This is a genomic window from uncultured Nostoc sp., assembly GCF_964245445.1.
Taxonomy (GTDB): domain Bacteria; phylum Cyanobacteriota; class Cyanobacteriia; order Cyanobacteriales; family Nostocaceae; genus Nostoc.
Genome location: NZ_CAXTNE010000033.1, coordinates 1 through 21468 on the forward strand (window position 1 = coordinate 1; position 21468 = coordinate 21468).

Annotated in this window: 18 protein-coding genes and 2 pseudogenes; 12 read left to right on the forward strand and 8 right to left on the reverse strand. The window is 40.7% G+C overall.

Annotated elements, in window-relative coordinates:
* Positions 1-52 precede the first annotated feature (52 nt).
* Positions 53-265 (reverse strand): annotated as a pseudogene (locus ACFE90_RS08455) (transposase); the annotation flags it as partial.
* A gap of 81 nt (positions 266-346) precedes the next feature.
* On the opposite strand from ACFE90_RS08455, the pseudogene ACFE90_RS08460 reads away from it, so the two are divergent.
* The 3 genes and pseudogenes from ACFE90_RS08460 to ACFE90_RS08470 all read left to right on the forward strand — a co-directional run.
* Positions 347-754: pseudogene (locus ACFE90_RS08460) on the forward strand (DUF4058 family protein); the annotation flags it as partial.
* Positions 755-958: 204 nt separating this feature from the next.
* Complete coding sequence (locus ACFE90_RS08465) at positions 959-1252, forward strand: hypothetical protein (RefSeq protein ID WP_375499499.1); 294 nt, start codon at positions 959-961, stop codon at positions 1250-1252.
* 236 nt (positions 1253-1488) lie between these two features.
* On the forward strand, positions 1489-3108 hold the full coding sequence (locus ACFE90_RS08470; RefSeq protein ID WP_375499501.1) for a tetratricopeptide repeat protein: 1620 nt from the start codon (positions 1489-1491) through the stop codon (positions 3106-3108).
* A gap of 209 nt (positions 3109-3317) precedes the next feature.
* Here ACFE90_RS08470 and ACFE90_RS08475 read toward each other — a convergent pair whose 3' ends face one another.
* The gene (locus tag ACFE90_RS08475) at positions 3318-5228 is read right to left on the reverse strand and encodes an acetate--CoA ligase family protein (RefSeq protein WP_375499503.1); all 1911 of its coding nucleotides are present in this window, start codon (positions 5226-5228) and stop codon (positions 3318-3320) included.
* A 328-nt stretch (positions 5229-5556) separates the two neighbouring features.
* On the opposite strand from ACFE90_RS08475, the gene ACFE90_RS08480 reads away from it, so the two are divergent.
* From ACFE90_RS08480 to ACFE90_RS08490, 3 genes are all read left to right on the forward strand, one after another.
* Entirely contained in the window at positions 5557-5760 is a 204-nt protein-coding gene (locus ACFE90_RS08480; RefSeq protein WP_229483945.1) for a hypothetical protein, read from the forward strand.
* A 475-nt stretch (positions 5761-6235) separates the two neighbouring features.
* Complete coding sequence (locus tag ACFE90_RS08485) at positions 6236-7078, forward strand: cyanophycinase (protein ID WP_375499505.1); 843 nt, start codon at positions 6236-6238, stop codon at positions 7076-7078.
* A gap of 437 nt (positions 7079-7515) precedes the next feature.
* On the forward strand, positions 7516-8613 hold the full coding sequence (locus ACFE90_RS08490) for a tetratricopeptide repeat protein (RefSeq protein WP_375499507.1): 1098 nt from the start codon (positions 7516-7518) through the stop codon (positions 8611-8613).
* A 62-nt stretch (positions 8614-8675) separates the two neighbouring features.
* Here ACFE90_RS08490 and ACFE90_RS08495 read toward each other — a convergent pair whose 3' ends face one another.
* Positions 8676-9341: a phosphoribosyltransferase gene (locus ACFE90_RS08495; protein WP_375499509.1), complete on the reverse strand. Its 666-nt coding sequence runs from the start codon at positions 9339-9341 to the stop codon at positions 8676-8678.
* Positions 9342-9533: 192 nt separating this feature from the next.
* Here ACFE90_RS08495 and ACFE90_RS08500 point away from each other — a divergent pair, with 192 nt between their 5' ends.
* The 4 genes from ACFE90_RS08500 (at position 9534) to ACFE90_RS08515 (ending at position 11934) form a co-directional block, all read left to right on the forward strand.
* Entirely contained in the window at positions 9534-10214 is a 681-nt protein-coding gene (locus ACFE90_RS08500; RefSeq protein ID WP_375499511.1) for a uracil-DNA glycosylase family protein, read from the forward strand.
* Between the two features lie 272 nt (positions 10215-10486).
* Positions 10487-10723: a CopG family ribbon-helix-helix protein gene (locus tag ACFE90_RS08505; RefSeq protein ID WP_375499513.1), complete on the forward strand. Its 237-nt coding sequence runs from the start codon at positions 10487-10489 to the stop codon at positions 10721-10723.
* The gene (locus tag ACFE90_RS08510) at positions 10723-10992 is read left to right on the forward strand and encodes a type II toxin-antitoxin system PemK/MazF family toxin (RefSeq protein ID WP_375499515.1); all 270 of its coding nucleotides are present in this window, start codon (positions 10723-10725) and stop codon (positions 10990-10992) included. The genes ACFE90_RS08505 and ACFE90_RS08510 overlap by 1 nt, the downstream gene beginning before the upstream one ends.
* Before the next feature lie 330 nt (positions 10993-11322).
* Positions 11323-11934 carry a LexA family protein gene (locus ACFE90_RS08515; protein ID WP_375499517.1) on the forward strand — a complete coding sequence of 204 codons (612 nt, stop codon included), beginning with the start codon at positions 11323-11325 and terminating at the stop codon, positions 11932-11934.
* 25 nt (positions 11935-11959) lie between these two features.
* Here ACFE90_RS08515 and ACFE90_RS08520 read toward each other — a convergent pair whose 3' ends face one another.
* The 3 genes from ACFE90_RS08520 to hetZ all read right to left on the reverse strand — a co-directional run bounded on the left by ACFE90_RS08520 (position 11960) and on the right by hetZ (position 17346).
* Positions 11960-14254 (reverse strand): DUF3488 and DUF4129 domain-containing transglutaminase family protein, encoded by a 2295-nt coding sequence (locus ACFE90_RS08520; protein WP_375499552.1) that lies wholly within the window; start codon positions 14252-14254, stop codon positions 11960-11962.
* A gap of 919 nt (positions 14255-15173) precedes the next feature.
* On the reverse strand, positions 15174-16148 hold the full coding sequence (locus ACFE90_RS08525; protein ID WP_375499519.1) for a PatU: 975 nt from the start codon (positions 16146-16148) through the stop codon (positions 15174-15176).
* A complete protein-coding gene (gene hetZ / locus ACFE90_RS08530; protein WP_375499521.1) occupies positions 16141-17346 on the reverse strand; it encodes a heterocyst differentiation protein HetZ in 1206 nt (401 codons plus the stop codon). Before hetZ ends, ACFE90_RS08525 begins: the two co-directional genes overlap by 8 nt.
* A gap of 204 nt (positions 17347-17550) precedes the next feature.
* On the opposite strand from hetZ, the gene ACFE90_RS08535 reads away from it, so the two are divergent.
* A complete protein-coding gene (locus tag ACFE90_RS08535; RefSeq protein ID WP_375499523.1) occupies positions 17551-18024 on the forward strand; it encodes a hypothetical protein in 474 nt (157 codons plus the stop codon).
* Between the two features lie 303 nt (positions 18025-18327).
* Here the strand turns inward: ACFE90_RS08535 and sds are convergent, their stop codons facing one another.
* Entirely contained in the window at positions 18328-19299 is a 972-nt protein-coding gene (gene sds / locus ACFE90_RS08540) for a solanesyl diphosphate synthase (RefSeq protein WP_375499525.1), read from the reverse strand.
* A 950-nt stretch (positions 19300-20249) separates the two neighbouring features.
* Between sds and ACFE90_RS08545 the strand changes: the two genes are divergently transcribed.
* Positions 20250-20447: a hypothetical protein gene (locus ACFE90_RS08545; RefSeq protein WP_229483934.1), complete on the forward strand. Its 198-nt coding sequence runs from the start codon at positions 20250-20252 to the stop codon at positions 20445-20447.
* A 52-nt stretch (positions 20448-20499) separates the two neighbouring features.
* Here ACFE90_RS08545 and murI read toward each other — a convergent pair whose 3' ends face one another.
* Positions 20500-21366: a glutamate racemase gene (gene murI, locus ACFE90_RS08550; RefSeq protein ID WP_375499527.1), complete on the reverse strand. Its 867-nt coding sequence runs from the start codon at positions 21364-21366 to the stop codon at positions 20500-20502.
* Positions 21367-21468 lie beyond the last annotated feature (102 nt).

Here is a 21468-nt window from a genome sequence, read left to right on the forward strand (position 1 = left end):
ATACTCCCCCTCAAGTGTCCCCCTTGTCAATACTCTGCCACCTGAATCCTTACGCTTCTGTTAAAAAGTGGTGTAATCGGTGATAAGTCACTCCTACAGCATTCTCTGCGATTTGAAACAGGTTTTTTCTCTCACTTTCACCCAACAATCCCCCTAAATAGTGTCTAAACTCTCTTTTTTGAGCCTTATGAGTAAAAACATCATCAAATCGCTCACACCATCTTTCAAAGCATGGAGGCATGGCTGTGGGAGTCGTTTCTTTCATCTGCTTACTTCAACGTGAAAGCTTTGCTATTTAAGCATTATAGTCTTTTTTACCTTCCTGTTTTGTTTAAGTCCCGCTATGAAAATTTTATCTCCTACGAATAAACGTACAGGAAAAGGACGGCAGATTTATGAGGAAAAACGCGCACAAGTATTAACTAGTCGTATTAATTTAGTTGAAATTGATTTATTATGTAAAGGCGACCCCATGCCAATAATGGGTAATGATATTCAAAGTCATTATAGAATTTTAGTTTGTCGTGGCGATCGCCGTCCTTATGCTGACTTATATGCTTTCAATTTACCAGATATAATTCCACCTTTTCTCCTGCCTTTGCGTTCTGGAGATACGGAACCAGTTATAGATTTGCAGACATTGTTAAATGAGGTATATGATATCTACGGTTATGATTTGGTAGTAGATTATAGTCAACAGCCAGTACCAGGGTTGTCAGAAGCAGATGCAGCTTGGGCGGATGCACTGTTGTAGAAGAAGGGGTTACGGTAACTCAAAATACTGTGAATTTTAAGCATATACTTATGCGATCGCAATATTAACTTGGTTTTTCCTTAACGATTGATACATATTGCTAGAAAATTCTTTCATGTATTATTCGCAGCGATCGCACTCTCCCAACTCCTCAAAACTCTGGCATAATCAGACATGGCCGCAGCTTCAAACCAAATCCTGCCAATGTCTAACGATGAATATGACAGCCCTTGGAAAGAAGCTATAGAAACCTACTTTCAAGAGTGCATTGAATTTTTCTTTCCTGTAGCTGCGGAGGGAATAGACTGGAAGCGAGGCTATACTTTTTTGGACAAAGAGTTACAGCAAGTAATTGCTTTAGAACTAAAATTTGGCAGCAAAGGGTTAACACTATTACCAGAGATTGTCCAAATACAGAACGTAGAGATATTAAGGGCTATTCTCACCAGTATCAAAACTGTGAGTATTCTAAAAGAACTCCGGCAAATCTATCAATAAATTACCACTCATACTCGACTGTAACAAACAGCAATGTCTGAGACAGCCTCCTATGTCTTCATACACTCCCTTTAATCCAATCTGATTCTCTGCTAATTGTAATATGTTAAGTTAAATAAATAATTATTACAAAATAGTAAACAATTTTTGGGAATCTCACCCAAGCTAATTAAAAGGTTTACGGTGAATGGATATTTTAATAGAATAATCTCATCAAAAGATTCGCAGAAACATAAATGGACTGGATTACACTACTGCGATCGCTACAGTCTGATTTTATTAAAAGGTTAACATCTGGTTCTCTGCTTCATTGTGAAACAGAAGGTCAATATAGTGAATTAACTATAATCTCTGGAGAAAGGTTAAGGGCATTACGGGAATTTTGCTGGCAGATGGCTGAGAAATATAAGCGTGTTTTACCAGTCCGTGACGTTTTTCTTAGCTATCTTAAAGGAAAGTTGGGTGAGGAAGTTGTCAAAGAACGTTTAGCTGATTTTATTACCGAAGTTGATTATGAAAAGCGATTCGGCGGTGATGGCAATATAGATTTTACCTTGACTTCTGACCCATCTATTGGTATCGAAGTTAAATCTCGTCACGGTAGTATTGATAGAGTTAGATGGTCAATTAGTTCTGAAGAGGTTGAAAAAAATGCAGTTGTGGTTTGCATTTTGATTCAAGAAGATGTAAGTGAAGCACAATCTGAATATCACCTTTTTTTGGCTGGCTTTCTCCCAACCCGGATGATTAAGTTGAAGACTGGTAAAATTTCTTTTGGCATAGAACAATTGCTGTATGGTGGTGGTTTATATTGTTATCTAGAACAGTTACAATCTTCTATAAATAATTTTTCTAGGCAACAACCACCAATTTACAAATATCTCTCAAAGCAGGAAATTGCATCTAAGCCAGCTATTAATCAGTTGAGTAAATCTTATTTTAAACCAGAATATAGTGGTGAGAAATTAAATATATTTTATGTAAGGTTAGGTGATGAATGTTTTGAAAAAGGAGAATATTCCAATGCGATCGCCAACTATAATCAAGCCTTACAAGTTAAATCTAGTGATACCGATTTATATTATAAACGAGGTTTAGCTCACTATCAAATAGGAGATTATGAAGCTGCGATCATAGATTATTCTCAGGCAATTCAGATAAATCTTCATGATGCTAAATCTTACAATAAACGAGGTTTAGCTCTGTCTCAACTGGGAAGATTAGAAGAAGCAATTAATGATTATACCCAAGCTATCAGAATTAATCCTAATGTTGCCGTAGCTTATAAAAACCGGGCTGAAGCTCGTTCTCATGTAGGAGATAACCAAGGAGCAATTGAAGATTATACACAGGCTATTAAAATTAACCCCCATTATGCTGATGTTTATAAAAACCGTGGGATTGCTCGTTATTTATTAGGCTCTCAACCGGGATTTCCCCAAGCAATTAAAATTAATCCTAAAGACGCCCTAGCTTATAAAAAACGTGGTAATGCTCGTTCAGATTTAGGAGATTTTGAAGGAGCGATTGAAGATTATACTCAGGCAATACAAATTAATCCTAATTATGCAGATGCTTATTACAACCGTGGTAATGCTCGTTCAGATTTAAGAGATTTTGAAAGGGCAATTGAAGATTATACTCAAGCAATCCAGATTAATTTAAATTATGCAGATGCTTATTATAATCGTGGCAATATCCGTTTAGAAATAACAGATAAACAAGGAGCAATTGAAGATTTTCAAAAAGCGGCAGACATCTATCGTCAAGAAGGTAAACTAGAAGCACTTCAAGATACACGAGAAAGAATATTAGATTTAGAAATAGAAGAATCATTAGATATTTTAAACTTCTAGAAAATCGATAATTTTGGATAAGTAGTAAATTTTAGTATAATATCATGTCCGCATAATTAGTTATGATTCCCACAGTCATTGCACCCCAACCTTTAATCCCCTCCCCGCAAGCGGGGAGGGGAAACAAAACGTAGCTTTGGCGGGGTGGGGTTATTTGGGTTTAATGTGTAGCGGCGATTGATAATCGCCAAGGCTAGTAATAAATTACACTACAAAATTGCTCCAGTTTCTTTCAAATAAACCCGCGTAAATGGTTCATCTTCACCCAAAGTATAATCTTCAATCAATCCTTTGCGACGGATAGAAATGTCGTTGCCTTTTCTAATCACCACAGTCGAACCATCAAACACATCCCGTACCAGCATCATCTCAGTTTCGGTGGGATTCTCCAAAACTACCATATTACTACTGCGGTAAAACATGCCCTCTTCATCTAGAATATCTTCCGCATACTCGGCAATGAGCAAATCAAGTTTTGGATGACGCAGCAAAGTTTGGACGTTGCTGTTGTAATTTTTGCTTAATACTTTTTTCGAGCGATTCACAAAAACTGCATCACGACAAACAGCGCCTATTGTCCAGTTGGGGTTTTGCAAAAGGATATGGTCAATTGTTACTTGCAGTTCTTCAACAGAAATTTTATTAAAGGTAATAATTGGTATCCTGGCATCTGTACCCGACTCAAAAAAGGTTTCTAAGATATGAGAAGGCACATCAACGCTTTCACCAACAGAAGGTTTAAGATGCATTAAAACACCTGGTGCAGCGTTGATTTCCAAGATAGCAAAGTTACTGGATTTCCAAGATTCTGAGAGACTTTTCGTAATGACATCAATACCAAGACAAGTCAACTGGAAGTGTTGGGCAATATCTTGCGCCAAGATAATATTGTCATCATGAACTGTCTGGGTTGCATCAATGCTCATACCTCCGGCTGAAAGATTGGCAACTTTACGCAGGTAAACAGTACGTCCCTTCTCAATCACGCTGTCCAATGATAAGCGCTGTTCCTCTAGGTAGAGTTCCATCGCCTCATCTATTTGAATTTTACTCATTGGCGAGGTAGGTGTGTCTAAGCGTGCAGGTTTCCGGTTCTCTTGGCGGATTAATTCTGCAAGTGTTAAATAGCCATCACCAACAACTGATGCTGGACGGCGTTCTGTGGCGGCGACAAATCTGCCGTTGACACACAACAAGCGAAAATCTGAACCGGAAATACTTTTCTCAACAATTATCCGAGTTAGCTGATCTTCGGGAATCGCTGCCAGTGCCCTATTATAAGCAGCTTCCAGTTCTTTTGAGTCTTGCACGTCAGCCGTAACGCCAATTCCTTTGTGGCCTACCACTGGCTTAACTGCAACTGGGTAGCCAATTTGTCTTGCTGCCGCCAAGGCTTCCTTTTCAGAAAAGACGATATCGCCTTCAGGGACTGGGAAACCCAAGGTTTTTAAGAATGCCTTGCAGTCATCTTTGCGGGTAGTAAACTCCGAATCTAGATGGCTATCACAGTTAAATGTTGTTGCGACCCCTCGCACATGTTTTTTTCCTAAGCCGTATTGCATTAATCCTTCTTCCCACAAATAAAAGGCCGGAATACCTTTTTCGTAGGCTGTTCGCAATAAGGCGTAAACTGTGGGGCCACCATAGATAGAGGCGCGGAATTTATTTTGCAGCCTCACCAATTGTTCATCAAACGTAAAGTCTTCGTCTTGGGTAATAGCTTCAAACCAATCCCAAACAAAATAAGCTACCTCTCTAGTTGTGCGTTCATGTAGTGATTGAACGCTAATCCGCACAAAATCTGGATATGGCTTGACATTCCAACGATTAAGGTGCAAATCCATGTCCAGTTTTCCGACTTCGGACACAACTTGGGCAAATAGATGAGCATAAGATTCGTAGCTTTTGCTGCCCAGGTGGGGATAGCGATCGCTAATCTTTGCAATATAATCTTCAATGGGCAAAGGCTCTCTAGAATCAACTAGAGCAAAGTCAAATACTAACGCCCCTATATCTAAATAGGGGTTCGGCCCAATATAATGCTTGAAGTTGAAAATATCGAATACATCCGTTCTTCTAGCATTAATGCGGACTAAATCACTGCTTTTTTGTAGAACCATTGATTACGAACCTTTGGCTAAACACCCTGAAATTTAAATGCTGAGTTCTGGTTACTCAGACTTATTGATTGTAAATTAACTCACATTATTTTTTGAGAGTGATGGCAAAGCCATTGATCTAATCAGAACTTAGATTAAACCTATTAGTAAGCATTTTCAACTATCTCAAGGCATAATTAAACCCCCTTACCTCAGCAAATAAAAAACTACAGTCAATTCATCCTCATGAATAGTCAAATATATAACCTTTGAAAGGTGCAATACCCAGCCAATAACTTGTATAAATGAATATGCGAGATTCAAAAGACAGCCAAAAAACAGCAAAGTTATGAATAGCACACAAGCTGCTCTAAGAGACGAAATTCGAGAACTTGCTGAGGAAGCTTTTCACCAAAAGCTGATCTCTGGGCATGGTGATGGCCCGGATATGAATGAGTATCAAATTGTCTACCAAGGCAAACCCAGGCATCTGCCACTAGAACAAGCACGTTTTTTCTTAACTAACTTGCTTTACAGAAGTCGCATTCATTAAGACTTACCATTAGATATCTAAGTAGGTCGGCGTAAATAATTATCGTTGGGATAAGGCAGGGAGAAAGAGGGTTGTAGCCTTGTTTACTTTTCTTCACACAGTTTGCTTTTATTGTGCCGACTTACTTAATTGCATCCAGCGAGAGTTAATGCCAATTTTTTAATAATTGCACGATAAATTTCCAATCGGCAATTAGCAATGCCTCTAAAAAATCACTCTAGAGGCAGTTGTTGCTGTGGGTTTTATTAAGTCAACAAACGTTAATGAGGATAGTTATTTTTTATGTAATTTTTGGTAAGAATCTTTTAGTTTGCTGCGATGTCTAACGACAAGCGGCTTCTCTACGAGACGCTACGCGAATGCGTCTACGCAAATATCAATACTACCTTCTATCAGGTGATCTACCAAAGGGATGATTTGATAGTTGGAATTGTCATGGTTTAGTAAAATTTATTAACTCAAATCAGGGGGCATCATGGTAGAAACTAATTCTAAAAGGCAGCTGGTAATTATTGGGGGAGCCGAAGACAAGGAAGGAGATTGCCAAATTCTGCGGGACTTTGTGCGACGCGCTGGGGGTACAAAGGCATATATTGTAATTATGACGGCGGCGACAGAATTACCTAGAGAAGTGGGAGAAAATTATATTAGAGTATTTGAGCGACTAGGAGCTGAAAATGCTCGCATTATTGATACGGAAACCCGCGAAGATGCATCTTCTTCTACCGCATTGGAAGCAATTCATAAAGCAACTGGAGTATTTTTTACTGGGGGAGATCAAGCTCGTATCACCAGCATTCTCAAGGACACCGAAATAGATACGGCAATTCATCAACGGTTCTCTGAAGGTATAGTTGTCGCAGGCACAAGCGCCGGAGCTGCCGTGATGCCAGACGTAATGATTGTGGAAGGCGATTCAGAAACACATCCTCGGATTGAAACTGTTGAAATGGGCCCAGGTCTTGGTTTTCTACCAGGAGTAGTAATTGACCAGCATTTTTCCCAGCGCGGACGCTTGGGACGCTTAATTTCAGCTTTGATACTACAGCCTGCTGTTTTGGGATTCGGTATTGACGAGAATACCGCTATGGTGGTAACGGATAACCAAATTGAAATTATTGGTGCAGGTGCGGTTACGATTGTTGATGAATCAGAGGCTACATACAACAATATGGACGAAATTTTGAAGGATGAGTCTTTGGCGATTTGCGGAGCAAAGCTTCATATTTTGCCACATGGCTTCAAATTTGACTTGAAAACCCGTCAGCCTATCCTAAATAATGGCTCTGTGGCAAATGTTTCTGTAGCTGTTGCTTGAATCAACACCTAACTTTTAGTAGGTGCGTTTAAATTGAGTCAATAATTAATAATTGTAGATTACTGACATTTATTTCTTGAATATCCTCCCAAATACTCTCAGAATTAGCGGACATAGCCCCGCATTTTCAGGAGGTAAGGGGGGATTTATTATTAATATAGCGCTTCTGGCTTGAGTCCAATACAGACCTAACCCCCAGCCCCTTCCCTACTAGCGTTGGGAAGCAAGATTCCATTCCTCTTTCCTTTTAGGAGAGAGGAATGGAAGTGAGGTCAAAGTGTATTGCTTGCATTCGAGAACCGCTATATTCTTTATTAATGTGAAATGGGATCACGCCTACTTAACCTACGCTGTACTAAACCAAACCAACCTGATGAAAGATACATCCTGGTTTTGGGAACACTAGATTCAGCACCAGACTGAACAGGAAAGGGCTGATGTCTAAAGGCGAATGGAATAATAAATCAAAAAATACAGTTCCCCTGCAATTACCCATAACATACTTAAAATCAGTGAAGCGTAATACAATTACCCATGAATTTGACTCTGGTTCACAAGCAGAAATACTACCTATACAGGAAAGTGATGACATATCAGAAGCATCCAAGCTACTAAGGCAAGGGATTCAACAGCAGCAAGCTGGTGAATTAATAGCAGCTTTGAAGTCCTTACAACAATCCTTGGGGTTGTTTCAGTCGATTGGGGATTTGCAAAAACAGGCACAGGCACTTTCTTTTTTAGGATTGGTAACTTACACAGCTGGAGACTACAAAGGTGCTATCTCTTACTCCGAACAGTGTTTGTCTTTGGTCAAGAACTCCTCAGATTTTGTAGTGCAAATGCAAGCACTTTCCCATTTAGGGAATGCATACCGTCATCTAAATGACCATAACAAGGCTATTGAATTTTTGGAAAAGTGTTTAAAAATAACGCAACAGCTGCAAGACAAACGTAGTCAAGTAGCAGCACTGAATAATTTGGGATTGGTGTATAAAGCTTTGGGCAACTTTACGCAGGCAATTGAGTATCAGCAGCAAAGCCTAGAAATTGTCCGGGAACTCAAAGATAACTGGGGCGAAGAACAGGTACTCAAGAATTTGGGTAATGCTTGGTATGCTTTGGACAATTACCCAAAAGCGATCGCCTATTATGAGCAGTGTGTAGTACTAGCACGCTCCTTAAAACATGTTCGCAGTGCTTCTCAGGTGCTAAAGAATTTAGGGAATGCTTGTTATGCCTTAGGTGATTATGCTAAAGCCATTAAGTATTATGAAGAACGGTTGCAATTAGCTAGAGAAATTCAAGACAAGCGTAGCGAGGAACAGTCTTTAGGTAACTTAGGGGTTGCTTGTGAAGCTTTGGGTGATTATAACAAAGCCATTAAGTATTATGAAGAACGTTTGCTGTTAGCTAGAAGCATCAAAGATCGGCGCAGTGAAGAAGAAGCTCTTGAACGTCTGAAAGCTGCTTGCTATGCCTTGGGTGATTATGCCAAAGCTATGCAATACCAGCAAGGAACATCTTCAGGTAGTTAAAAAGCAACGCCAGACAAACAATACAAAATTTACTCATACAGATCCATTTCCTCTATTATTTTTTATTGCTGGAGATATCCAAGAACTTCTAATGTATCTACTTGGGGAAATTCCGCATAAAAATTACTCACACTCCGAAAGGGTTCCGGTGTTTCCAAGACAATGGTGCGATCGCCCCACTGTTCTAACCAGGGTAGCAAAGTTTGTGGCGCTACTGGAGTACATAGCCAAACTGCTGCTGGAGAAAGCGTTTTGAGAGCAGCTGCCGCTACCGCTATTGTCATACCTGTAGCAATGCCATCATCAACTAAGATGAGCGTAGCATTCTCTGCATTCACCTGCGGACAAGCAGGAATTAATAGAGCCTCAAGAGACTTAGCAAGGTTTATCGCTTTATTTAAAGTTACTTCCCGCCACCGCGCATCATTTTTAAGGCGAAATAGCTTTTGATCAGTCCAAAGAACATTTCCAAAAGTAGTCACTGCACCAATTGCTAACTCTGGGTTTTCTGGATGGCTAATCTTTTTTGCCACAACAATTGTCAACGGACAATCCAAAAGACGTGCTATTGGTGCTGCTACTGGTACACCTCCTCTTGGCAAAGCATAAACAATTGGTACAGGCTTTACCCCAGAATCAATAGTTTGCTGAGTCAAAACATCATGAATCACTCGCGCCAATTCCTCACCCGCATGGGTGCGATCGGCGAAAAGCGGGGTATGTGACATGGTTTCCCCCAGCATGTTAGGACGGCACTCCTTTTATAATGACTGAATTTTGTCTCAAATTAACTGATACAATAAGATTTGTATAAATAATTAAGTATTCAGCAAAAGTCTATTGATTCTGATAAATCTCCAACCAGAGCAGTATTTAACTCAGATAAGACAGATGGTGCTGATGCGAAAATCCTAATTTTCATGAGCAGCGAAACCCAACTCAGCCTCTTCGACGACTCAACCCTTAACCAACGAGAACTGATTCCCACAGACGCTAAAATTGCGATCGCTCCGGGAACTTATTCTGCCATGACGGAGTTGGCACAGCATTGCAATAACTGCCACCGTTGTGCATTGGGAGACACTCGGACTCATGCTGTCGTAGGACGCGGTAATCTCAAAGCCCCAATTATGGTTATAGGAGAAGCGCCTGGTCAAAATGAAGACGAAACCGGCTTACCATTTGTAGGCAGATCCGGGCAGTTGTTAGAGAAAATTTTGGCATCTGTAAAGCTGAGTACTGAGCATGATGTATATATTGCCAATATCAATAAATGTCGCCCACCAGATAATAGAGTTCCCACTCCTGTAGAAGTGGCGGCTTGTTTACCCTACTTACTAGAACAAATTCGCCTAGTTGACCCCAAAATAATCCTGTTAACAGGTGCAACTGCTGTCAAAGGCATCACTGGCGATAAGCGAGGGATTACGAAAATTCGTGGACAGTGGCTAGAGTGGGATGGGCGTTTATGTATGCCAATTTTTCATCCTTCCTACTTGCTGCGTAACCCTTCTAAAGAAAGAGGTGCACCGAAATGGTTGATGTGGCAAGATATCCAGGCAGTGCGTGCCAAGTTAGATGAAATCCAAAATAACAGCTAATAAACATCTGGTGACTCAATTTGGGATTTCAGATTTTATAGGACTTACGCAAAATTACACGCTGTAGGGGTAATTCATGAATTGCCCCTACCTGAAAATCACGGTTTCGGCTATTGTTTGCGTAAGTCCTGTTTTAGATTATTCACTATGAGAAAGTAAATTTTTGTATATAGCGAGAGCGATAAGCTCAATTAGAAAAATAGACTTCTTGCACGAATGAATATTTGAAAATTGGTATAACCAGAAGTGTCGTGACCAAAACGAGCGTAGTTATGAAAACTGCAATTTCGCTTCCAGATTCAGTTTTTGAACAGGCAGAAGCACTAGCTAAAGAATTAGGGGTATCTCGTAGTGAACTTTACACAAAAGCTTTGAAAGCATATTTGCGGAAGTACAACCGGAATCAGATGTTGAACCAACTGAATACAGTTTATTCTGAAGAGTCCTCTGAACTAGATCCAGTATTGGCAAAGTTACAATTTATGTCCTTGCCTCTTGAGGATTGGTAGTGTATCGCAGAGAAATTTGGTGGGCAAATTTACCTGAACCACTTGGTTCAGAATTTGGGTATCGTCGCACTATTTTGATTGTTCAAGATGATATTTTTGCTCGCCAACAGCTTATAAATCAGGATTTCAGAATTTTTACAAAACTAAACATACATGGGTTTTATGGTGCCGAGCTACTTAAACCCCCAGATATTCATTGTATTATTCTTAGATTTGATGTGTTGGGCCTGTACTATTGTGCGATACATAGTACTTTTATAGAAGTTTGATTTCCAGACTTTTTTCAAAACCTACTATGCAAACTTAGTTCATGTGTACTATTTTTAAATTGTAGATTTTATTACAGGCATATTATGACAAGCGATCCTAATCAGAGTAAGGAAACAAATTATAACACTGGGCTAAGTGTTATTTTCTCTGAGAAAGCTCTCATTGCATTGTTACATATCATACTTGCCTTAGGCATTACTCACTTACAATTTAGCAGTTCATCTAATCAAGAACACCCGGCAAAAGTTTTGCAAGACAAACACAATTAGCAAGGTTTTTACTAGGGAAATATGAGAAATTGCGAAAACTTGCACAAAGGATGATTGCTTATGCCAAGAGGCGGTTCCAGAAAAGGGTCAGGTCGTAAATATAAATTTGGGGAGCCACTTACAGACATTGGTGTTCCTTCATCAATCAGTAATGACTTGATTGTGGCAATAGAGAACCTCTGGGAAAAGGGAATAAAAGGAAAAGAACTGATAGATACTCTACATTCAGCAAAGTTTCGCAAGGTCAGGAAGTATGATTATCCAGTATCAGCAGGCACACATAGCACATCCAGTGTTGGAGGGGATTCAATGAACATTGATTATGAAGAAATTGATCTCTGTGAGGAACTGATCAATGAATCAAATAAAACGATCATCTTACCTGTAATGGGAGACTCAATGATAGGTATTGGTATATATCCTGGTGATTGGTTAATTGTTGAACTGATTAATGCTCTATACCAAAAGCCTAAAGAGGAAGAGATTGTTATAGTTTGTGTGGATGATGAGACTTTAGTTAAACGTTATAGGAGGGAAAAAGGAGAAGTAGTTTTAGTATCGGAGAACGAGAACCACGAGCCAATCAGACGCGCTGAAGGAGCAATTTATATTTCAGGAATTGTGAAAAGTGCTATTAGTCGCAATTTATCAAAAAGGTTGCCGAATGGATAACCTTTGTACAGGACTCATTGATGAATTACTTAGCAGTCTTTTTCAGACCTTGCCAGCTTTCTCGCAGTCGTTTCAAATTAGGAGCATGACCCCCATAACGCCAACTAACATAGGCTTGACTAATCTCATCTATTACCTCAGCAGTTGCTGGGGCATGATGCTGATATGATCCTCTAGCATACTCTAAAGGTGTTTGTGCTGGATGCTTACCTAAACCTTTTTGGGTTGTCCATTGCAGCATTTGTTGATAAAGGCTCTCCATTGCTGGCAATTTCTTTAACCATCGGCGATTGCGCCACTCTCGCCACTGACCCCAACCCAGCCAAGCGAAGAAAGCTGCTGTAGTTGCCAAGATTAAGCCAGTCAATACGCCAAACCAACCTTGAGAGAATAAAGCTAAAAACCAAGCGATCGCTCCAATCACCCACTTAAATATTGTCTCAAATACATTATTCAACAAACCTGTCACTGGAGAAGGCAACCACCCAGCAACCCAATGCCACAATTGACGCAACACACTAAAAGTTTGAGTATCTTCCACTGATGGAGGTATAAGGGGATGATTGGGAATCGGGTCAAAGGCAAACCAGCCATATTTAGGAAAATATACTTCCGTCATCGCATAAGCATCAGTATTACGGACAACATATAGCCCTGTAAATGGATTAAATTCTCCTGCACTAAACCCTGCTACCAACCGTGCTGGGATGCCAATGGAACGCAACATTACCGTCAGAACTGTTGAGAAGTGGTCTGGATAACCGCCTTTATATTTGAATAAAAAAGCTTCTACTAAGTCATCTTTTTCTCCCAAATAAGGCAAATCTAAGGGATTTTGGGGAAGAGAGTAGCGTTGCTTTAAATATTGAGCTAAGTAGAGAACTTTTTCATAGGCTGAATCTAGACTTTTAGAAGACTTTGCAACTCGTTCTTGATTGTAGTTAGCAAGAATTTCTTCGGTACGTTGCCGGACTTTTTCGGCAATTTCGGGAGGAATTTGCAGATAATACTTTTTAATATCCTGTGGATATTTAGTAGAAGCTTCACCTAATTTAGTGCGATCGCGGTATGGCACTTCAGATATTACTGTGTAAGTGAGTCCTTCTGATAATTCCACAGGCGATCGCAATCCGTCTTCTTTATCAACCGCGATCATTGGTGTGGGAAAGTAAATCTCTTTGGGATAAGCCATCGCTGGAATTAGGTTAGGCAAATCCGCCACCACTGTATAAGTTTGGACTATCTCTTGGGTTTTACCAGTAATCAGAGGTCGGTTTAGGAAGATTTGGTAAGACCAAGGCGATCGCTTGATAGTTGTAACATCTTCATTACGGGAAACTTCCCATCCCTTACCCGTATAACGGTCAAATCCTAATACTCGCCAAAAACCCTCAGCTTGCGATCGCACCCGCATCACAACTTTCGGTTTCATTTCGCCCCGCAGGTTTTGGTTAATTTGGCTATTAAAACCGTAATAAAAGTTATTATCTACTTTACCTGGTTGACCATTTTGATTTTGTCCCGTACCACTGCCTTGATTATCACCTTTACCTTGGTGGACATAACCGGGATTAATGATACTACGTCCGGTGAAATTACCTTTTATTGGAATAGCAGAACTTACAGGAAAGTTCCGTAACTGATAGCCAGGAAATCTGGGTAAAACAGCAAAAATTGCCAGTCCCAGACCGACAATTAGGAAAAAATTCAGAATTAAAAATTTAAAATTAAGAGTTGAGGAATTCTTCTGATTGAATTTTCCCTTTTCAATTTTTAATGGCTGTAAACCCAAGCGGGAGCGATAATCTAATACTAAAGTTGGGAGAGCGATCGCTAAAAATAACAGCAACACAGGTGCAAATGCTAAAGTCTGACTTAACGTTGCCGCCACACCCAATAAAATCAGTCCGATAACAATCGAATAGCCCAAATTTTTGCGGCGGGGTGTATCAAAGCTATGCAGCACTTGGAGTTGAATTAATAACTCTGCCAAACCCAACCGTGTATCATTCAACTCTCCCACTAACCGCCCAAAGAAAGCACCCAGTGCTACTAACATTCCGATGGCGATACAAAACTTAACTGCAACATTGCGATCGCGGCGACGATAGTAACTCCAAATCGCACCCAATACACTCAGGGGTAATGCCCAGAAACTGAATGAAGTTTCGGCAGCGATATCCGTCGCCACAATTCCTAAAACAACCAACGCTAGCACCAGCACCCGTAAGGAAATTGAATCTTCCACCTCTATCAAAGGCGATCGCTGCGGATTTTGCACCCAGAAATTACCTACAGGGAGACGCCAAAACCGATTCATCCTGGATAAGTTGAGCATTTCAAACCTAAGTATAGATGCCACGAAAACAATGCTGAGGACGAAACTGTTCGCCCTACTTTAAAGTATTCCCGTTACAGAAGCTTTCTTATCCTGTATGTAAGGACTTCCAAGAAATAAATTATCCAATCTTGTGGTGTGGGCGTCTCGCCCGCCTTTGCCTATGGGCAGAAGACGCCCACCCCACAAAAAGTAGTTGAGTATTTTTTTATTTGGAAGTCCATTAAGCATCTATCTTGGATTTATCACAAAGAAGATTTAAACCATTAGCCCAAAATGCTTGATAGAGACGCGAAATCTTGCGTCTCTAATTAATTTGTACAGTGCATAAGTCCTAAAGTATTTCTTTCTTCTCTCTGCATTCTCTGCGCTTCTGCGGTAGCGTGCGGCAAGCCCTCCGGGTGACGCTCCTAACGTCGCTAACGCTGCGCTAACAGCAGTCGCTCATGGGGGAAACCCCCAAGACCGCGCTGCTTCACCGCTTTGCGTCTACGTCAAAGAAATAGACTTAAGCCAAGCGCATTAATATATAACGCTACCGCAAACTGTAATGCCAAGCGTGAACATAATTTTGTATAAAAAAACAATCCAATCGAATAAATTCGTTGTGAAAAATTGGTAGCTTGGTAAAATACAGGCAAGCTGAAATCAGCACAACACAAGAAACTAACTTATTCCCCAGGCTTTCCTAACAAGCGAGTGGACTGACGAGTACCCACAAAAAATGATTTATGGGGTAGAGGGTAAGTCTACTCCCACTGGTTAGTTATAACCACGCTTTAAGTATAAGTAAGCACCCTGTTGTTAGTAGTATTTAGAGACAGAAAAAGCCCCAAGGCAACAGCTAGGCAATAGTTACCTTAAGATATTCGGCATTACGTACTAGCGGTGGCAATTAAGGTTACACAGTGGGATTAATGACAAACAAAAGCGACTGTTCGTCTACTTCTGGAAACTCAACTTCCAGAGTATAAGTTGGGTTAAGTTGCTCGCAGCCTAACTCTACACTTAAGTATCCCGGAGTTGAAGATGTTGCCATTGCTAAAGTTCCACTTCCGCGAAGTGTTAAAGTTCCTTTAACAGGTAACTCAGCCTCCACAAGTAACTTCGTAAGTTTACCTACAGACTGATACTCTACTTTGATATTCAAATTACCGACAGTGGTTAGCCATTGTCTTTCTACCACTGGACTAGTTGCTGAAAGTGGTAGAGTCAGATTTTCCAGCAGTTGTTTAGCTGCCAGCAACGACAAAGCCATTTGTTGACGCGGTTGTAAATCTGAATAATCACTCTGAATATTGGGCATATCCAAAGTACTTACAGAACGATAGGTGCTTCTTAGCACCAATCCTGCGATATCATTTAGTGCTTGAGACTCGTTAGGAAAAAAGTTCTCCACCACTTGAACTAATTTTGCTCCCAGAGGCACTGAAGATGTCACCATTGATTGACATTTTTCCAGCAATTGCTGGAAAACTCTTTCTGGTAAAGGACGCGGCAGGTTCAACTTCGACTGTTGTACCATCCATCCCCAGGAAGGAACGAGGGTCATTGACGGCTTATCAACAAAATCGGGATAGTCGATTAATTGTGTTTCCCAAGGAAATAAAGGTGGGTGTTCTTGGGCTTGGATTTGTAAGCGATGCTTGAGGACAGCTTGGAAACGATCTAGCACAGTAGGAATTTCTCCTAATTGAAAGGTCTGGGGCGTTCCTCCCAATTTTGGCTCACTGCTTTTTGGAGCAGTGGCTTCATTGTGGAGGTTTTTTACCCCGTCATTTTCCTCACATTCTACAGATTGGTCGTTATTTTTGACATCATCTGTCAATAACCAACCGAGACACTGAGATTGTAAGGATTCTGAGTCACTATTCATGAGTAGATGCACCTGATCCGGACACTAATGAGTTACGAATTTCCCAAGCTTGCTCAAGAATCTTAAACCATCGTTTTTGAAGTTGTGCCATTGACAGTCCTAAAGTCTTTGCGATTTTTTCATCGGCTTGTCCTTGTTGCTTCAACTCTAGTAAAGATCGTTGCTTATTGTCCAGTTGTGCTGTGTATACTTGCCATTGCTGGGGAGTTAAGCCCAAATTGGTGTGTAAAGAAGCTTCCAGCCACTCGTGAACTAATTCCCAACGATGTAACAAGGCAAACCGAATCAAATGGTACTTGAAGCGCTGTTGTAAGTAATCTCTCTGACGAGGGGTTAAACCTAAAATTGACTCAATTTCCTGTGTTGATAGATCCTGGAGGCGGAGGGAAAAGTAATCAGCACAGTCAGATTGCTGCCGTTCTTCGAGATAATTCATTAATTCTGTAACTACAACGGAACGCAAGGTATCTTCTTCGGGTTCGGGTTCAGCTTGCGTTGCCATTGTGGAGCGTAATTGATGCACTGCTGGTTCTTCCCAGCAACCATCGGCTTCACTATTGCTGCCTTCTGCGGCTTGTTCTATATCTACGCTGGTTTCTGGGGGCTGCTGTTGAGAAAAAGTTTGCGCCCGCAAGATAATTAGCTGCTGCTGACGGCCTGGTAAGGGAATGCGTCGTTTGCCGTAGCGCTCGGTAAATGCCATGTATTCGGACAATTCTAGAAGCGTCTGAGGGCGATAAGTAGCACCGAGTTGATTTTCTCGCCGGAAAGCGTTCAATGCCTCCAGATAAAAACTCTGTAAGAAATCTTCAATTATGGTCAGTCGCCCTTGATAACTTAATTGCTTCTGAGGCGGGTTAATGTATCGATAAATAATTGCACTCAAAGTACTGTGTAATTCTACCCTGCCCCGATTTGAACCCAACTGATAGTACCTGAGACACTGTTGTAGCCGATGCCGAGCTAGGGTCATCGCCGAGCTTTCTACAGATCCAGAAGCTTGGATACGTTTGCTTTCCTGGCAAATCCGATAGACTTCGGTGGTAATACGTCTTGCTACATCGTGGCAATTCTGTTCCGAAGCTTTGGTTGATTGTTGAAACTCCCTGGACAGGAGTTGAAAGATCACCTCCACGCCTTTAGAATTTTCTCCCAGAATATTTGCAGATGGAATAGTTGCGGTTGCGGCTGAATTCATAGTCTCGGTTTTCAAAAGACCCTAAGTATTTAAATACAACCTGTACGACTGTGGGTGTTGGCTTTTTCGGTTTTACGTATAAGCTAAACGCAGACCAATCCTACATTGAGAATGTGGCTGATTTTATTATTCCCAACTTCAATGGGATTGTTCACATTTTGATAGATGTTATTGCCATTACCCAGGAGCCGTATACAAGTCATTATGGATTTAGAAGCACAAATTCAATTGCTGATTGACAATGCACCCCGCGATGGTATGACACCAAATTTGATTGCAGCAATTGCTCCTGCCCTTAGAACGATCGCTCAAAAATTACGTCACTCCCAGTACTATATTCTCCAAAATTCAGAATCAAGCTGGGTTTTAACCACATTGAGCAATCTTACTAATCCAGGATTGGAAAAGCGGGTTATTTACGCTTTCCCTACCATACAGGATGTCTCTCTAATTTCCCCTGCTGGGCTTGACCCTCAAATGCTAGCTAAAATTATCCCTGTTACCCATATTTTGTTCCAATTGGTGGCATTGGAACCCGTAGATAGTATCGTTTTTTTGGAGACGCCGGGTAAGACCACTCATACCGTTGAAATTCGACGAACTAAACTAGAAAAACTCATGCAGAAACACTTACGACAACAGCAATCGCCTAAACAGATACCCCCTGATATTGCATAGAAAAAACTTGGATGTGGGATTTTTTAGATACAATCCCACATCCAAAATTTTAAATCTCAAATTTGTTTGAAAAAGTTTTTGATGAAAATAAATTAATGCCAGTTACTAACCTTCTAGTTCTTTACAGAAGCAAGCGATCGGCTTAATTTTTCGTCTTATCTAAAATTGTTTAACAAACAGTTATCAGTGAACATTTTTCCAAATTTAGCTGACCATTAAGCAAAAGTTCTCTACCTAACAACAGGTGGAAGGTTTTACTTGAGGTCTCAAGTCCCCTAAAGTACCTGTTAACTGGTAAATGATTTAATAAAGGCGGCTCAGTGTGAACTCAGCTATATTAATCAATGCCTGATGGGATTCTGAAGATGGGAGAACTGCAAGATGTTCAATTGCTAGCTTCGCATGGTGAGCAGCTAACTCTCGTGCCTGCTGTATACCTTGACTATCTTGAATTAGTGCTAGTGCTTGCTCTAAATCTCCCTCTTGAGCAAACTTTCGTTCAATCAGCACTTCCAAGGATGGTTTTTGGGCTAAAGCAAATAAAACAGGTGCAGTTAAATTACCACTTTTAAGATCCGACCCCACCGGTTTACCCAAGGTATCTGCTGTACTGGTGAAATCTAAAATGTCGTCAACAATTTGAAATGCTATACCAAAATGACGACCGTAGCTATATAGATGCTCAACAGTTTCTTGTGAGACTTCACTAAGTAACCCAGCAGCTTTAGAACTGTTAGCGATTAATGAAGCTGTTTTATAATAACTCTTCTGGAGGTAAGTATCAATAGAAATGCCAGCATCAAAACGATTTAATCCCTGCTGGATCTCCCCAGTAGCCAAATCCATAATTACTTCTGAGAGGAGTTTTACCACCTCCAAATTGTCCAAGTTTGCTAAATACCAGGACGATTGAGCAAAAAGAAAATCTCCTGCTAATATGGCAATGCGATTACCGAACAAACTATGAACCGTAGGAACGCCTCGCCGCGTATCTGATTCATCTACCACATCGTCATGTACTAAGCTTGCTGTGTGAATCATTTCTGTAATCTCAGCTAGGCGGCGATGACGCGGTGTAATCTCTTGAGCTAACATTGTAGCCCGCGATATTAGCAGGACAATTGCTGGTCTGATACGCTTTCCCCCAGCTCCGAATAGATGTTCGGCTGCCATAAACAGGATGGGGTGGCGATTTCCAACTAGCTGCTTTAGGTTATCTGCTAGTAGTCGCAGGTCTGCTTCCACAGGGGTAAACAGGGAGGTGGCTGGGGTCATGGATGGGCGGACTCTGACTTAGGTTACGAAAGTTTACATATCCTACACTCATTTTAAGATAACCCTGTGCCAGCGCAAAGTTTTCATAAGGTAATCCCATTTTCATGAGTCTATCGGTGATACTTAAGGTTAATAGTCTGTTTGTCAATAAGCAATTATGCTTAATTTTTGATAACTCAGATTTAAAAATAACTTCACACACGAGTTATAAGTACATGGGAATAAATATCAGCTTAAATTATATCAAGTAGTTTCCCGGTACACCTTTCCCGCCACAGTTCAAAACACAAGTTAAGCAATATTGCTTATTGACAAAATGGATTCAATTTAAATGAGTCACCAACGAGTCAGACTAAATTTATTCAGGACTGAAGTGTAGCTACTCAGAAACTTTGAGATTTAGCAGTCGAATAGGCTCAAAATTTAAGGTCGTTGTGTTACGCTAAAATATAGGAATTTTAAATTTTTCAGATATTCACACCCCAAAAGTAAGTCACCTAGTAGTTGATTTTACTGGCTCGGTGATGTAGGTCTAAAATAATTAGTTGTAGTTTAAAAATTAAGGAAATAATTCCTTTCATTTTTTCTACGATCCGCGAAACTCCTGGTTTGGAGCTATGCGATATCCCTATGGGAAGCCGCTACACGTCTTCAGCGCACGTTGAGCGCAAGCATTACTCCTTTCACAGCAATGTGATCAAAAATAAAGCAGATCAAGTAGACCGCAAAGAATCATAGTTTTAGATTGCTAAAAAGCAATCTAACTGCTGTGGGATCTATGGTCTGCAAGGAGTCGTATTAGAGAATAAATTATTTGTCTTTAGAGAATTTTATCTCTATAGGTAATTTTACCATTATGAAGCTACAGCCATCAAGAATGCACTTGCTTGGCTGAGGTTCTGCTAATTTTATGGAATTTTATATTTATTTAGAAAGGTGCTAGTAGAACAATAATTTATGGAAGTATACCTATGATGATTTTTATTTTAGCGTCTGGATATTTGTTCACAGTCTACCTGTTGTTAGCACTGGCAAAGCGAACGGGTACAAAGACTGTTCCGACAAGCTTCCCTTCATCTACCGAAGGAAAACACAAGCAGGAGATATCAGTAAGGGCAAAAGTGACTGAAGCAGTTAATAGTCAGTAGGCATTGGGCATTGGCAAATTACCAATGACCAATGACTAAGGACAAATTAGCTTTATTGGAGTTGGGAAATAGCAGTATCAGTGAAGCAAACCTCTTCAACCATTGGGGTATAGCCTAGCCACTGCACTCCTGACTGGGAAAACTGTTTCGGACAACCGCTAACGGCGAAGCGAGTTGGCAGTGGTAAATGAGTATTTTTTAAGCCTAGCAAGTCTAACTCTTGGGCACAAGCTGCTACAACATGAACAGCTGGGTCAACTAGTTGGACTTGAGAGGGGAGGAGCGATCGCAATACTGGTGTAAGGTGGGGATAATGGGTACAGCCGTGAACTAAGGTATCAATTTCCTGCTCTAGTAAAGGCTCCAGGTAAGCTCGTGCTACTTCAGCAGTGTAGGGGTCGTGAATTCGGTTTTGCTCGATGAGTGGCACAAACTCTGGACATCCAACTTGCCAGACTTGAACTTCAGGAGCAATTTCGAGTATGGCGTGCTTATAGGCATTACTTTTAGCTGTAGCGGGAGTGGCAATTATACCAATCCGCTTTCCTTGCTGCACGGCAGCTTTTGCACCTGGTAGGATTACTCCCAAAATGGGTATGTTGAATTCCTGACGCACGGTTTCAAGGGCTAGGGCAGAACTGGTGTTACAAGCCATAATTACCATTTTTACCTGCTGCTGTTGTAGCCAGGTAAGAATTTCACGCGTAAATTGTAAAATTTCTGCTTGGGAACGAATTCCGTAAGGAAGTCTAGCTGTATCCCCAAAGTAAACAATTGATTCATTGGGGAGTTGCCGATATAGTTGTCGCAGTACTGTCAGCCCACCCACACCACTGTCAAAGATGCCAATTGGGGCGCGTTGGGGTTCTTGAGCAGAAAAATTGTCAAGATTCCCTTCAAAGATCGAAGATGAATACACAGGCAGATATAAATTTAGGTTTGGGATTTAAAATACAGAATTTAGCAGACAATCTACAATTTGACTACTAAATTCTGGATGCTAAAAAAGTCTAAATACCAC

Excerpts from the sequence above, each read along its gene's own strand:
- ACFE90_RS08465 (WP_375499499.1), top strand. The coding sequence starts at position 959 with ATGTCTAACGATGAATATGACAGCCCTTGGAAAGAAGCTATAGAAACC.
- ACFE90_RS08470 (WP_375499501.1), top strand. The coding sequence starts at position 1,489 with ATGGACTGGATTACACTACTGCGATCGCTACAGTCTGATTTTATTAAA.
- ACFE90_RS08475 (WP_375499503.1), bottom strand. The coding sequence starts at position 5,228 with ATGGTTCTACAAAAAAGCAGTGATTTAGTCCGCATTAATGCTAGAAGA.
- ACFE90_RS08480 (WP_229483945.1), top strand. The coding sequence starts at position 5,557 with ATGAATAGCACACAAGCTGCTCTAAGAGACGAAATTCGAGAACTTGCT.
- ACFE90_RS08485 (WP_375499505.1), top strand. The coding sequence starts at position 6,236 with ATGGTAGAAACTAATTCTAAAAGGCAGCTGGTAATTATTGGGGGAGCC.
- ACFE90_RS08490 (WP_375499507.1), top strand. The coding sequence starts at position 7,516 with ATGTCTAAAGGCGAATGGAATAATAAATCAAAAAATACAGTTCCCCTG.
- ACFE90_RS08495 (WP_375499509.1), bottom strand. The coding sequence starts at position 9,341 with ATGTCACATACCCCGCTTTTCGCCGATCGCACCCATGCGGGTGAGGAA.
- ACFE90_RS08500 (WP_375499511.1), top strand. The coding sequence starts at position 9,534 with ATGAGCAGCGAAACCCAACTCAGCCTCTTCGACGACTCAACCCTTAAC.
- ACFE90_RS08505 (WP_375499513.1), top strand. The coding sequence starts at position 10,487 with ATGAAAACTGCAATTTCGCTTCCAGATTCAGTTTTTGAACAGGCAGAA.
- ACFE90_RS08515 (WP_375499517.1), top strand. The coding sequence starts at position 11,323 with ATGCCAAGAGGCGGTTCCAGAAAAGGGTCAGGTCGTAAATATAAATTT.
- ACFE90_RS08520 (WP_375499552.1), bottom strand. The coding sequence starts at position 14,254 with ATGAATCGGTTTTGGCGTCTCCCTGTAGGTAATTTCTGGGTGCAAAAT.
- ACFE90_RS08525 (WP_375499519.1), bottom strand. The coding sequence starts at position 16,148 with ATGAATAGTGACTCAGAATCCTTACAATCTCAGTGTCTCGGTTGGTTA.
- hetZ (WP_375499521.1), bottom strand. The coding sequence starts at position 17,346 with ATGAATTCAGCCGCAACCGCAACTATTCCATCTGCAAATATTCTGGGA.
- ACFE90_RS08535 (WP_375499523.1), top strand. The coding sequence starts at position 17,551 with ATGGATTTAGAAGCACAAATTCAATTGCTGATTGACAATGCACCCCGC.
- sds (WP_375499525.1), bottom strand. The coding sequence starts at position 19,299 with ATGACCCCAGCCACCTCCCTGTTTACCCCTGTGGAAGCAGACCTGCGA.